The 14021-nt window shown below is 30.5% G+C and carries 11 protein-coding genes and 1 riboswitch; of the genes, 1 reads left to right on the top strand and 10 read right to left on the bottom strand.

Going from position 1 to position 14021, the window contains the following annotated elements:
- Nucleotides 1-185 precede the first annotated feature (185 nt).
- Nucleotides 186-671 (top strand): MarR family winged helix-turn-helix transcriptional regulator, encoded by a 486-nt coding sequence (locus tag AXY43_RS15760; RefSeq protein WP_039772663.1) that lies wholly within the window; start codon nt 186-188, stop codon nt 669-671.
- A 184-nt stretch (nt 672-855) separates the two neighbouring features.
- On the opposite strand, the gene AXY43_RS15755 is transcribed toward AXY43_RS15760, so the two are convergent.
- The 10 genes from AXY43_RS15755 to AXY43_RS15710 all read right to left on the bottom strand — a co-directional run bounded on the left by AXY43_RS15755 (nt 856) and on the right by AXY43_RS15710 (nt 13914).
- On the bottom strand, nt 856-1992 hold the full coding sequence (locus AXY43_RS15755; protein ID WP_039772665.1) for a trans-sulfuration enzyme family protein: 1137 nt from the start codon (nt 1990-1992) through the stop codon (nt 856-858).
- A gap of 33 nt (nt 1993-2025) precedes the next feature.
- Nucleotides 2026-3174, bottom strand: coding sequence for a trans-sulfuration enzyme family protein (locus tag AXY43_RS15750; RefSeq protein ID WP_039772667.1), 1149 nt, complete (start codon nt 3172-3174; stop codon nt 2026-2028).
- A gap of 137 nt (nt 3175-3311) precedes the next feature.
- A riboswitch (SAM riboswitch) is annotated at nt 3312-3429 on the bottom strand.
- A 361-nt stretch (nt 3430-3790) separates the two neighbouring features.
- Complete coding sequence (locus tag AXY43_RS15745) at nt 3791-5062, bottom strand: ABC transporter permease (protein WP_039772669.1); 1272 nt, start codon at nt 5060-5062, stop codon at nt 3791-3793.
- Nucleotides 5053-5790 (bottom strand): ABC transporter ATP-binding protein, encoded by a 738-nt coding sequence (locus tag AXY43_RS15740; RefSeq protein WP_011967589.1) that lies wholly within the window; start codon nt 5788-5790, stop codon nt 5053-5055. Before AXY43_RS15740 ends, AXY43_RS15745 begins: the two co-directional genes overlap by 10 nt.
- Nucleotides 5791-5795: 5 nt before the next feature.
- Complete coding sequence (locus AXY43_RS15735; RefSeq protein WP_039772671.1) at nt 5796-7232, bottom strand: HlyD family secretion protein; 1437 nt, start codon at nt 7230-7232, stop codon at nt 5796-5798.
- 430 nt (nt 7233-7662) lie between these two features.
- Entirely contained in the window at nt 7663-8868 is a 1206-nt protein-coding gene (locus AXY43_RS15730) for a CapA family protein (protein WP_039772672.1), read from the bottom strand.
- A 248-nt stretch (nt 8869-9116) separates the two neighbouring features.
- On the bottom strand, nt 9117-10118 hold the full coding sequence (locus tag AXY43_RS15725; protein ID WP_039772674.1) for a LacI family DNA-binding transcriptional regulator: 1002 nt from the start codon (nt 10116-10118) through the stop codon (nt 9117-9119).
- A gap of 386 nt (nt 10119-10504) precedes the next feature.
- Nucleotides 10505-11995, bottom strand: coding sequence for a 4-alpha-glucanotransferase (malQ, locus tag AXY43_RS15720; RefSeq protein ID WP_105411758.1), 1491 nt, complete (start codon nt 11993-11995; stop codon nt 10505-10507).
- Between the two features lie 153 nt (nt 11996-12148).
- Complete coding sequence (locus AXY43_RS15715) at nt 12149-13048, bottom strand: carbohydrate ABC transporter permease (protein WP_041893544.1); 900 nt, start codon at nt 13046-13048, stop codon at nt 12149-12151.
- Entirely contained in the window at nt 13048-13914 is an 867-nt protein-coding gene (locus AXY43_RS15710) for a carbohydrate ABC transporter permease (protein WP_105411757.1), read from the bottom strand. The genes AXY43_RS15715 and AXY43_RS15710 overlap by 1 nt, the downstream gene beginning before the upstream one ends.
- Nucleotides 13915-14021: the final 107 nt, after the last annotated feature.

Raw genomic sequence — 14021 nt, 5'->3', positions numbered from 1 at the left:
ATATCCTAAAATGATCGAAAAGAAAGCATACTTTTATTATCTTTACAAAACAAAAAAATATACTTAGTAAGTGTTTTTAACCTATTAAGTATATTAAATATTACAATAATCCTTATCTATTGTCTTCAATTTATCAATAGTTTATAATTTACTAATATACCACCTCAGGAAGGATTTGTTTTAATATGGAAAAAGAAAATTTATTTAAAGTTGCAGATTCCTTAATTAACTTTTTATGGATTATTCAAAGTAATATATTCAAAGTACAAGATATATCTAAAATTTTTCAATCATTACATGAAAATAATAAACAATGCTGCTCCGATTTTTCTATTCCTCCTTCACACGCCAGAGTTATATTCTATCTTTTTCACAGTAATTCATCTCCTATTTCTCAAATAGCAGATAATATAGGTATATCAAAATCTAATATGACTCCAATTATAGACAACCTTATTAATTATGAATTAGTTAATAGATATCCAGATCCTAATGATAAAAGGATTCTTAGAGTTGAACTAACACCAAAAGCTTATGATTTACTGAATTCTCTTCGTAATGCCATCTGTAGCTCTTTCGCTGAAAAAATTTCTTCTCTTTCTGATGATGAAGTAATTACGTTAGATGATTCCATAATAAACCTTATAAATATATTAAAAAAATTAAAATAACACTTACCTAATCACTTGCTTACATAAAGGATATTTTTTAAATTATAATATCTCGATTAATTCTATTTCTTTCATTTCACCAAATTTAATCGAATTATTCCTCTAATCAGAAGCATGAAAAAAGGATCATCATATAAATCACCCTTTTTCATCAACTTTTATATATAACTTATCTCTGTAATTTTTATTTTTCCATTGCTTCTCTAAATGACTCTATTAAATCATCTATATCTTCTAATCCTACGGATACTCTTATCAATGTGTCTGTTATTCCAAGCTCTTCTCTTTCTTCTTTTGGAATTGAAGCATGACTCATCTTAGCTGGATATGAAACTATAGTTTCAACACTACCCAAGCTAACAGCTACCGCTACATTCTTTACATTATTTAAAAATACTTTTGTTCTCTCAAATGTTTTAAATTTAAATGATAATACAGCGCCTGCTCCATCAGCTTGTTCTAAATGTAGTTCTCTTCCCTCCATAGAAGGTAATCCAAGATAATATACCTTTTCAACTTCTTCTCTTGATTCAAGCCATTCTGCTAGCTTTTGGGCACTTTTTTGAAGTGCATCTAGTCTAACTTTTAATGTTTTGATACCTCTAACCAAAAGCCACGAGTCTTGTGGTCCAAGTACTGCCCCAAAAGTATTTTGTATTTGATACACCCTATCTCCTAATTCCTTTGTTTTAGTTACAACAAGACCTGCTATAACATCACTATGCCCTCCAAGAAATTTAGTTGCACTGTGAACAACAATATCTACTCCTAGTTCAATAGGTCTTTGCAGATATGGTGACATAAATGTATTATCCACTATAGTTATTGCTCCATTTTCTTTAGCTAAATTACTAGCTGTTCTTAAATCTATAACTTTTAGCAGTGGATTTGAAGGTGTCTCTAAATAAAGACCTTTAGTATTTTCTTTGAATGCTTTTTCTATCTCTTCAATATTTGATGCATCTACAAAAGTGAATTCTATATTGAATCTTGAGAATAATTTTGTAGTAGCTCTATATGTCCCCCCATATACATCTCCACATATTATAATATGATCTCCTGAAGAGAATATTGATAATACAGAGCAAATAGCTGCCATTCCTGATGCAAATGCAAATCCGCACTCGCCACCTTCAAGTTCTGCAATTAATTTCTCTACCACATCTCTGGTTGGATTACCTGATCTTGCATAATCGTATTTTCCGAAGTTTTCTATATCAAATTGGTGAAATGTTGATGTCTGATATATTGGAGTGCTTACTGATCCTGTTGCCGGATCTATATCTCCACTTGCATGTATTAATTTAGTTCCAAAATTCATATTTAACGCCCCATTCTATTTTAATTATAAACTTTATTTTCCTATAGCATTTTCTAAATCCTTTAGCAAATCTTCTATATTCTCTATTCCCACTGATAATCTAAGCAGATATTCATCTACTCCAAGTCTTTGCTTAATTTCTTCCGGTATCTCTGAATGTGTTTGAGTAAATGGATATGTTATTAATGTCTCTACTCCCCCTAGGCTCTCTGCAAATCTTATTACTTTAACTCTTTCTAAAATCTTGGCAACTAATTCTTTTTCTTTTACTCTAAACGATAATGTTGCCCCAAAACCTGTCGATTGTTTCTTATTTAATTCATAGCCTTCAAAACCTTCTAGACCTACGTAATACACCTTTTCTACTTTAGGATTACCTTCTAAAAACTTAGCTATCTTAAGTGTATTCTCTTGTGACCTTTCCAACCTTATATGTAAAGTCTTTATACCCCTTAAAATTAACCATGAATCAAAGGGAGATAAAGTTGCTCCTGTTGACATGTGAATTCTTCTTAATTTTTCTAATATTTCTTCATCATTTGCTACTATGAACCCTGCAAGTAAATCATGATGCCCACCTAAAAACTTTGTTCCACTGTGAACAACTAAATCTGCTCCTAGTTCTAGTGGTCTTTGATAGTACGGAGTTAAAAAAGTATTATCCACAATTAACAGTAAATTATTTGTTTTTGTTATTTCTGCAACTGCTTTTATATCTGTTACCTTCATCATAGGGTTAGATGGAGTTTCTATAAGTATTGCCTTTGTATTTTCCTTTATAGAATTTAATATATTTTTAGTAACTGTAGTATCAACGAAGGTAGCTTCTAATCCAAAATCCCTAAAAATATCATCAAACAATCTATATGTCCCACCATATAAATCATCAGATAAGATTATATGATCTCCAGCCCTAAATAAATGTATACAGGCTGTAATTGCTGCAACTCCTGAAGAAAACCCTATCGCTGATTTTCCACCTTCTAAAACAGCTAATGTTTTTTCAGCTTCTTCCCTGGTTGGATTTTGAGCCCTTGCATAATCATATCCGGTGCTATTATTAAGACCATGATGTTTAAACGTAGCAGCCTGATATATCGGAAAGCTTATAGCACCAGTTTCTTTATCTCCACCTGATACTCCACTGACTGCGATTGTTTCAAAAGATTTTTTTAAAGTCATTATTTTGCCTCCTTTAATTTGCTTTGCTTAATGCATTACTTATTGCTAATATCAGAAATAATATTAATAAAAAAAGCCACTTCCAAAACAAGAAGTGACTTTATAGTCATATTATAAGTTCTACAAAAACTTAATTCCTCTCATTTTTCAAGATATTCTCTTGCAGGATTTAGCACCAACGAAAAAATTTTTATATAAAATCTTTCAGGTTGCCGGGCTTCAAAGGGCCAGTCCCTCCACCGCTCTTAATAAGATTAACTTATCCAGATATTTTTTTGTTAATACTAATTATACATAGTTACAGAAACTTGTCAACAATTATTAGTAAAAATATCGACTTTCTATGTAATTAAATTATGAAAGTTTCATTCCTACCTTAAGACTTCTTCTAAATAAAAAAACAGATAGATATTTTAATTCTTAATAAAATATCTATCTTCACAAATTTAACCTTCATAACACTAATCATATTTTGCATATACATTTTAAATAATACAATTCATTCTTTATAGAATATATAATTTTTACTATTCACTAGTTTAAGGTGAACTTCGATGAATTAAACTTCTTTAGGATATATGTGTTTTATTTTTTATCTACTACTTTTTCATACTGCTTACTCATATCTTAAGGCTTCAATCGGATCAAGGCTAGCCGCTTTTTTAGCTGGATAATATCCAAAGAACACACCAATCGCCATTGAAAAAGTAAAGCTTATTAAAATTGTTGGAATAGATATCGATATTGGTGATTTTAATACTATACATGCAATTATTCCCATCCCAATTCCAAGTATTATACCAATTGTTCCACCAATGGTGCATATTATAACTGATTCAATTATAAATTGCATCTTTATGTGACTACTTTTAGCACCGAGAGCCTTTCTTGTTCCTATCTCTCTTGTTCTCTCTGTAACAGATACGAGCATTATATTCATTACTCCTATTCCTCCTACAAGTAATGCTATAGCTGCAATTACAGATATCCCCATAGATATCATACCAAGCACTGATGTTATTTCTGCAGCATCAGCTTCATTATTCTGAACCATTAATGTCCAATTCTTATTATTCTTGTACATCTTATTCCCATACTTTTGCATATCGCTAACTAATTTCCCTTTGTCTATCCCCATTTTAGGGACTACAGTAAAATACTCAAAGTTTTTATTTTTTTGTAGTGCTTTTTCAGTTGTTATAGGGATATATAAAGAAGTTCTTCTGTCCTTTTCTGATGTAGAACCTTCACCCATTCCAAATAATGATGAATTTTCATATTGATATACACCAGCTATAACATATGTCTGAATATCATCATTTGCATAGACTTTAATTTCTTTACCTAACGGATCAGTTTTTCCTTTAAAGATATTATTAACAAGCTTATCAGAAACTATAGCGACTTTAGAATTTGCTTTAACATCCCTATCAGTGATAAATCTTCCACTAATTAGTTTCAAGTTTTTAACCTGTTTGTATCCTTCATTTACTCCTGTGGTGCTTACATTTGCATAAGAATATCCATCTTTTACTTTTCCTTGTCCTAATTGTTCCTGTACACTTATACTATTAATTTTATCTTTAAATACTTCATTAAATGAATTTATCTGTTCCATTGTTATAAGATCACTATCTTCTGGCTGTTTACTAGTCCCATTCCCACTAGCAGTTCCGTCTTCTTTTTTTATCGCTATACCAATGTCTATATTATTTGCACCCATTTTATCCATTTGAGATGATACTGTAGATGTAATTGCACTTCCAATAGAAACAATCCCTATAACAGATGATATTCCTATTATAATTCCTAGCATAGTTAATAATGAACGCATTTTGCTTGATTTTATACCTGCTATCGCAAGTGCTATATTCTCTTTTATAAACATAACTTTTCACCATTTTGAAACCTTCTAGTATATTTGTCGTTATGTTCTTCTGATACTATTTTCCCATCCTTCAATGTTATGATTCTCTCTGTTTCTCCTGCAAGTTCATAATTATGAGTTATAAAGACAATTGTCTTCTTCTCCATTTCATGTACCTTATGAAATAAATCCATAACTAGCCTACCAGTTGATGAATCAAGTGCTCCTGTTGGTTCATCAGCAAGTATTATGCTTGGATCATTTGCAAGTGCACGTGCAATTGCCACTCTCTGTTTCTGTCCACCTGATAATTCATTTGGAAGATGCTTCATTCTATCTTTCATTCCAACAAGTTCTAGAAGCTTTTCTGCCCGTTCTTTTCTCTCCTGCTTTCCCATTCCATAATAAAGCATTGGTAACTCAACATTTTTCAAAGCTGAACTCCTCGGTATTAAGTTATAAGTTTGAAACACAAATCCTATCTTCTTATTTCTAACTTCTGATAATCCATTATCTGTTTTTTCACCAACATTTGTTCCACTTAAAATATATGTTCCAGATGTTGGTCTATCAAGTGCTCCTATAATATTCATTAAAGTGCTTTTTCCTGACCCTGACGCACCAACTATTGATACAAATTCGCCCTCTTTTATTGTTATATCTATATTCTTGAGAATATCTAATTGATTGGGAGTTCCAATATAAAAGCTTTTTACGATGTTTCTCATTTCTATTATATTATCATTCAAAAAACTCACCTTCCACTTATTCGAATTTTTTCTCCAACTTTATGAGTTGAAGGGTCATCAATTATGATAATTCCATCTGATATTCCTTCACCTGAAATTTCTACACTGAAATCAGATTCAAGTCCTGTATCTACTGGTAACTCTTTAATTATATATTCATTTGGTTTTTCACTGCTTTTTTCTGCAACATATATGCTCTTCGTATCTCCACTTTCAACTATGCTATTAGATGCAACTGTATAAATATCAGATTTTTCATTTGTAATAATATTTATTCTTGCACTCATTCCTACCTTCATATTCTCATTTGTATCATCTACTTTAATTTTTGCCTCAAAACCTGCATCTGAGTTTGCTCCTTGAGACTGACTTTGTGAATTCTCTGATTGTGCTTGAGGTGCAGATCCCCCTCCTTTTTTAGCCGCTGGACTAACACTTTCTACTTCTCCTGCAAAGGTTTCATCCCCTGTTGCATCTGTTTTTATTTCTGCTCTCTGTCCTACTTTAACATTAGCTATATCGACTTCCTTAATTGGCACAGTTATTTCTATATTATCTAAATTTTCGATCTGAAATAAAACTCCATTTCCTGAATTTCCAACAACAGCATTTACATTTGTAACTATCCCATCACTTGTAGCCTTAATAGTGCAATCATCTAACTGCTGTTTTTGCTTCTCAATCGCAATTCTCTGACTTTTATTATTATAGTTTGTTTGTGCTGTTTCATAGTCACTTTTAGCCTTATTAAGAGCTTGGTCAACTTTAACCTTAGCATTTTCAAGAGCTGTTTTTGCCTTCTCATAATCTGATTTAGCAGTGTCATAATCTATCTTTATCTTATTTAAGTCGCTCTCAGAAATTGCTTGAGCGTTAAATAAGGCTTTATTCTTATCATATATTTTTGATTTATCATCAAGAGTAATTTGTGCTAAACTTAGTGTTTCTTCTGCATTTTTAATATCTGCATTTGAATTGTTATTATATAAATTCAATTCATCATTATATTCTTTTTGAGCTGAATCAAGCTGTGTCTTAGCATTAGCTTCAGTTGCATCTGCTGTAGCTGTAGCCTGTTCAATATCTTTTTCTAACCCATTTGAATCTAGTACCGCTAGAACATCTCCAACTTTAACCTTATCTCCCTCTTTTACTTTTACCTCTTGGACTGGATTGTTCAAGGTACTGTATATGTTAGTTGATTCTTTACTTTTTATTTCTCCCAAAACATTAACACTATTTACAATCTTCCCCTTAGAAAGAACTGTACTCTTTACTTGCGGAGCTGACTTAGGCATAATAAACTTTCCTATTATGATAGCTCCAATTAATATAAATATTGTACATATTAATATTACTTTTTTGCTTGGCTTCTTTTTTAGTTTCATCCCCTTAAGACTTATGCCCTTAGGTTTTAACTTTTTTACATCTAATTTCGGCATTTTTAAAACTTCCCCCTATTCTTAACAGCCTTTTTATCCATGTAATAGTAATTAACTAACATTGTCATATATATGTTACTCTTTAAGCATCATTAATTCTTACACTACCCTTACAAACTTCCACTATATTGAATTTATGTAACTTTACCAATCTAATATTCATCAGTATATCACTAATGCTTTAACATAACCCTTAATAAAACATTAATTTTTCCTTAAATAAAAGCTTAATATAAATCAGTTCCTGTCATATCACTTATATAATAACCTAAGTTTAATTATTCTTATATTGATAAACCTTACATTTACCTTTCAATTCTGTAACAATAATATGGATAAAGACATATTATGAATAATTCCACTTAACATAAAGGCTGCTTCGAAGTAATTATTTCAAAGCAGCCTTTTATATTTATTAACAATAAAAACTCTATTTAATTTTAAAAAACTCATCTTTAATATTCCCATTTAGCGTCGGTGATAATTCATTTAATTTCCTTAATATGCTAGTCTTATTCTCGCCACCTGCTAAAGTTGGAATATAATCATTTTTATCATTTCTTGAAGAAATCATTGCTGGAATTACTTTATACTCAAGACTAGATAATTTATCATCTTCAATATTAACTTTAATTTGAAGTATGAAAGTTCTTTTATCTGATGGATTGGAATTTCCTCCGAAACAAAAGTTTCCCATAGAGTATGCTATAAATTTCCCCTTATAATCTTCCATACTTTCAATTACATGTGGATGAGAACCAATAACCGCATCAGCTCCATTATCTATAGAAAATCTAGCTAAACTTTTTTGGACATTATCTGGTTCATATTTTTTCTCTACTCCCCAATGAAAATATGGAATGACAACTTCTGCTCCCTGCTTTCTTAACTCACTAATATCGGTTATTATTTTAGATTTTAAATTATTAGAATATTCCCAACCTGTATATCCTAAAAATCCAAATTTTATTCCTTGAATATCCTTTAATATTTTATATCCTTCACCACATATATCAATATTCTTTTCTTTTAAAGTATTAATCGTATCATTTATACCTTGCTTTCCATAATCATAAATATGATTATTTGCTATCGTAACACCTTCTATTGATCCGCTAGTAAGAATGTTAACGTATTCCTTAGGTCCTTTAAAATTATAAAATACTTCTCCATCTTTATGTGCTTTATCTTTGGAATCTGTAAATGTAGTTTCTAAATTCACTAATGTATAGTCATCTTTACTAAATACGCTCGATACATTTTGCATAAAATAAGAATAATTCTTTCCACTGCCTATAAACGCTGCTGGTAGGCTACCATCATAAGGGAATTTAGTGTCAGTCCCTAAAGTGAAGTCCCCTGCAAAAGAAATAACAATCGTTTTCTTTATTGGTTCTTTGAGTTGATTAGTTTTATAATCATCATCAGTTGACTTATCAGTTTCTCCATTTACTTTATCGTTAGCTGTATTTTCTTTATTGCTTAATCCTTCTCTATACCTTAAATAGATTAAAGAACTAGTTAATACTAATATAGTTACCAATATAAAAGTTATATATTTAAAATAATTACTTTTTTTCTTCTTATCTCTTATGTATGTTTCTCCATGGCTGATCCTAGAGTTTTTATCATTCATATATAGACACCTAACCTTTTAGTTTTGAGTTATCTTTATACAAATGCTAACATATTATACATTTTGATTCTATATTTTATATGTAATACTCCATCTAAATCCAAACAATATTTGTTCATAAAAGAATTCTTTTATTTAAAATGTATTTCTAATATTTAATGAAACCCAATAAGTGTTGATAAAGTTCTAACTCTCATCAATTACCTGCAACCATATGAACACATACTAAATTTAAATACCACATTTTGTTACTTAAACGATTCTCTTTTTACTAGCTTAGTATCTATAATATAGTGATTTATCGCCGTATCATTATTTTCTAGAAAATCTATTAAAATTTTTGTAGCATAATACCCTAGTTCTTCAGATTTAATGTCAACTGATGATAATGATGGTATTTGAAGCTCCGCTAATGGACTATTATTAAATCCCACTACATCTATATTTTTAATTTTTCTGTCATTGAGTACCTTAAGCGTACCAAATGCTAGTACATCATCCTCTGCTATTATGGCTGTAGGAGTAATATTTTCTAACAATTTAATTGTTCCATCTATTCCTTCCTGTTCATTAAAATCATCCATAATCGCAAAATTTTTATCCTGTATTGAAATTCCGTTAATTTCGCATGCAACTTTGAATCCTTTAAATCTATCTTTTGTAACATTCCATTCCTTCTTTGCGCCTAGAAAAGCAATAGATTTATGCCCTTTCTTTACAAGTTCATTTACTAAATTGTAAGTAGCCTGAAAATTGTCATTATCAACCCATAGCAAATTTTCCGATTCTTCCGGTCTTCCTATTACTACAAATGGGAATTGTGTTTCCTTAAGATATTTAATACTTCTATCATCAGTTCTTGCACGTAATAAGCATATTCCATCAACTAAGTTACTTGTTATGAAATTATTTATATATTCCAATTCAGCTTTTTCATCCTCACTAAATGCATATGTAATATAATACTTTTTGTTTTGAGCGTATTTGCTCATTCCCTTCATAGCTTGAATAAAAAACGTATTAGTTATCAAGTCTTGAGCTTCATTAGGTAAAACCACACCTAATATTCTGCTTTTCTTATTTGCCAGACTCCTAGCTATCGCATTTGGCTTGTATTTCAATCTCTTTATCGCATCTCTAACTCTTTCCTTAGTTTCTTCACTTATCTGTGAACTATCTGATATAACTCTCGATACAGTTGATGGAGATACATTCGCTTCTCTTGCTACTTCCTTTATTGTAACTTTCATAACTTACTCCTATTCTCAATAATAAATTACTTATAAAGTTTACTAACATAAAAACATCTTAATCACATTCTAATATACTATCTTTTTAGGAATAATCGCTTAATGACAGTAAAAACTTATATATGTCACGCTTTATAACTATTTTCCTTTAATAATTTTAATATTAACATACTTAAAATAATGTTACAATTGCCATATATATGGTTTTATTAAACAGCAATCAAATAATCTTTCTTGCTATTACTAGGAATCATAAATTGAGGCACGCTATCTAATTAACAAATAAATATGTAGTTAATCTCCACCATAATTAATGAGTATATATTATTGTAGAGATTATCTTTCATATAAATTATCACTATCCTTTACTTTTGCTATAGTACCTCCTAATTATCACACCTTCCATAAGTTCTAGTGATCTGATGAATTTTTTCTGCTAATTGATCTGTCAATGCATCTTTCCTTACTCTCCAACGCCAATTATTCCCCAATGTTGAAGGCAAATTAATTCTGGCTTCATTTCCCAAATTCAAGAAATCTTGCATTTGTGCCATGGAAATATTCGCGATACTGCTCCAAGCACCCCTAATAAATCCCCAGTTATACCCCTCTTCTTTATTTAGACCTAAATACGTTATTGCTCTTTGAACTTCTTCTTTAGGTGCTGTTTTTTCAATCCATCCTCTTACAGTATCATTATCATGTGTACCAGTATAAACTATAAAGTTCTTTTCATAGTTATGAGGTAAAAAAGGATTTGAGCTATCTGAATCAAATCCAAATGTCAATATCTTCATTCCAGGAAACCCTGTATCATTTCTGAGCTTTATTGTTTCTTCAGTAAGTGTACCTAGATCTTCTGCAATTATATTAACTTCACCAAGCTCATCTTTAATTACATTGAAAACTTTTATTCCAGGGCCTTTAACCCATTCACCATTTTCTGCTGTTAGATCTCCATAAGGAATAGACCAATATGATTCAAATCCTTTAAAATGATCTATTCTAAGTACATCATATAAGTTCAAACTTTGTCTTATGCGATCAACCCACCATTTATAGTCCGTTTTCCCCATATAGCACCAATCATAGATTGGATTTCCCCATAATTGTCCTGTGGCAGCAAATATATCCGGTGGACATCCAGCAACTTTTAATGGTTTTAGTGTATTTTTATTAAGTAAGAATGCTTCAGGATTCCCCCATACATCAGCACTGTCCTCTGCCACATATATAGGCATATCTCCTATTATTTCAATTCCCAAATTATTAATATAGGCTTTTAAATTATTCCATTGTTTATAGAACTCATATTGCAAAAACTTCCAAAATCCTATTTCATCTTCTAATAAGATTTTATACCTATTTATTGCCTCTGTTTCTCTTAACCTAATGTCTTCATCCCATTCATACCAGCTCTTCAAATCAAAATGTTTTTTTATTGACATATACAATGCATAATCATCAAGCCAATAGGCCTCAGCTTCTTGAAATTTAATTAAATCCTTATCTTGTCTTAATTTAAATTTTTCGTATGCTATTTTTAATACCCTTAATTTTTCTTTAAAAATCAAGCCATAATCTATATCCTCTGAACTTTCCCCAAAGTTCACTGAATAATAATCGCTCTCATCTAAAAATCCATCCTGTCTTAAAATATCAAACTCTATAAAATATGGATTCCCAGCAAATGCCGAGAAAGATTGATATGGTGAATCTCCAAAACTTGTAGGCCCTAGCGGAAGTATCTGCCAATACTTCTGACCCGCCTTTTTTAGAAAATCTCCAAATTTATATGCTTCTTTACCAAATGTCCCTATCCCATACTTTCCTGGCAGAGAAGCAATGTGCATTATTATACCACTACTTCTATTCATATATTCCTCCTAATTTCCAACGTTTGTTTTAAATTTATTTCTATAACTAATCTCTACTCTCTTCATGCTCAAGCAACCGCTTGCGCAAAGACACATATTAAACTACATTAACAAGAATATAGTAACAATAGCTAATATACGCTCTCTTAATGACTATTTTATAGATCCTTGAACAATACCTGCAATGATATGTTTTTGAACAAAGAAATAGAATATGATTATTGGAATTATTGCTAAAATTAATGCTGCCATTGCTAATTCCCATTGTTTTGAAAACGCTCCGAAGAAATTGTTCATGGCTAATGGTATAGTATTTATCTTTCCGTTTATAGTTAAAAATGGTAATAAAAAATCATTCCATATCCATATGCTATTTAAAACTGCAACTGTAACGGTAATTGGCTTTAATAATGGCAATAGAATTTTCATATATGTCTGCCATTTGCTGCATCCATCTATAGTTGCCGCTTCTTCGACTTCTTTTGGTACTCCTTTAATGAAACCATGATATAAGAATATGCTCATGCTAACCCCAAACCCTATGTACATAAAAATAAGCCCATAGTGTGTTCCTAGCATTTGAAATGGTCCGAACTGGATTTTTGCCATCCATTTTACAAGCGGTATCATTACTGCTTGAAATGGAACAATCATTCCCGAAGTGAATATATAAAATATTATCTTACTCTTTCTTGACTGATCCCTTACTAGCATCCATGAAGCCATTGATGAAAAAAGAATTATTAGTACCACACTTCCTATAGTTATTATCATAGAATTTGCAAATGAACTTATTACACTCATTTTTTTCATAGCATCTAAATAATTCTGAAAATTCCATGTATCAGGAAGACCAGTTGTGTTTGAAAAAATCTCTCTTCTTGTCTTAAATGAATTTATAAGCATCAAGTAAAATGGTGTCATATATGCTATCAATAATAACCATGAAAATACTTCTAATAGTTTTAATCTGCCAGTATAACTATCTAGTGTCTTTAGCTTTTTATTTACTTTAACTTTTTCTATGTTATTAACAACTTTACTTGGCTCCATTATACCTCTACCTCCTTTTTCTTATTAAAGTAAACTTGAGTTAAAGAAATAGTAGTTACTAGTACAAAGAATATAATAGCTTTTGCTTGTCCTATTCCCATATTGTTCACAATAAACGCTTCATTGTAAATATTTAATGCTAACATTTCAGTGGTTTTCATTGGTGTAAGTGAAAAATTTAAATCAAATAACTTGAATGAATTTGCTAAAGTTAAGAATAAACAAATTGTGACCGCTTGTCTAACCATAGGTATTGTTATATTTTTAAATGTATGCCACCCATTAGCTCCATCAATATGTGCTGCTTCTATTAAGTCAGTCGGAACATTTTCAAGGGCTGCCACATAAATAACCATTATATATCCAGCATATTGCCATGTCGAAACGATTAGCATTGCTAGCATTGCCGTAGTTGATGCTTGTAAAAGTGATGTCGAAAGTGTTGCACTTCCCAATGCTTTACCAACTCCTGTAAATACTGAATTAAACATAAATTGCCATATAAAACCTAAAATTAATCCTCCTATTAAGTTTGGCATAAAGAATCCGGTTCTTAAGAAACTACTAGTTTTTAATTTTCTAGTTACTATATACGCTAGTCCAAACCCTATTATATTTATAGTTATTACGCTCGCAATTGTATATAACACTGTTATCTTTAGAGAATATATAAATTGTACATCTTTAAAGATTCCTGTATAATTTTTTATTCCAACAAAATCATAATGAGGATTAGCACCATTCCAATTTGTAAATGTATAATATATACCTATTATAAACGGAATTATTACAACCATTGTCATAGCAAATAAAGCTGGTCCGACAAAAATCCAAAAATCTTTAATATCTCGTGATTTCTTACTCATACACTTACTCCTTTCTTAATAATAGTTAGCTCTATCTTATAATTTAAAATACTTATACAAAATTCATGAGGAGGTATTAATCCCCTCATGAATAAATCTTATCTAAT

The organism is Clostridium sp. MF28 (assembly GCF_002969175.1).
Classification (GTDB): Bacteria; Bacillota; Clostridia; order Clostridiales; family Clostridiaceae; genus Clostridium; species Clostridium beijerinckii.
This window is presented reverse-complemented; position numbering and strand designations above follow the sequence as displayed.

Excerpts from the sequence above, each read along its gene's own strand:
- AXY43_RS15760 (WP_039772663.1), top strand. The coding sequence starts at position 186 with ATGGAAAAAGAAAATTTATTTAAAGTTGCAGATTCCTTAATTAACTTT.
- AXY43_RS15755 (WP_039772665.1), bottom strand. The coding sequence starts at position 1,992 with ATGAATTTTGGAACTAAATTAATACATGCAAGTGGAGATATAGATCCG.
- AXY43_RS15750 (WP_039772667.1), bottom strand. The coding sequence starts at position 3,174 with ATGACTTTAAAAAAATCTTTTGAAACAATCGCAGTCAGTGGAGTATCA.
- AXY43_RS15745 (WP_039772669.1), bottom strand. The coding sequence starts at position 5,062 with ATGTTTATAAAAGAGAATATAGCACTTGCGATAGCAGGTATAAAATCA.
- AXY43_RS15735 (WP_039772671.1), bottom strand. The coding sequence starts at position 7,232 with ATGCCGAAATTAGATGTAAAAAAGTTAAAACCTAAGGGCATAAGTCTT.
- AXY43_RS15730 (WP_039772672.1), bottom strand. The coding sequence starts at position 8,868 with ATGAATGATAAAAACTCTAGGATCAGCCATGGAGAAACATACATAAGA.
- AXY43_RS15725 (WP_039772674.1), bottom strand. The coding sequence starts at position 10,118 with ATGAAAGTTACAATAAAGGAAGTAGCAAGAGAAGCGAATGTATCTCCA.
- malQ (WP_105411758.1), bottom strand. The coding sequence starts at position 11,995 with ATGAATAGAAGTAGTGGTATAATAATGCACATTGCTTCTCTGCCAGGA.
- AXY43_RS15715 (WP_041893544.1), bottom strand. The coding sequence starts at position 13,048 with ATGGAGCCAAGTAAAGTTGTTAATAACATAGAAAAAGTTAAAGTAAAT.
- AXY43_RS15710 (WP_105411757.1), bottom strand. The coding sequence starts at position 13,914 with ATGAGTAAGAAATCACGAGATATTAAAGATTTTTGGATTTTTGTCGGA.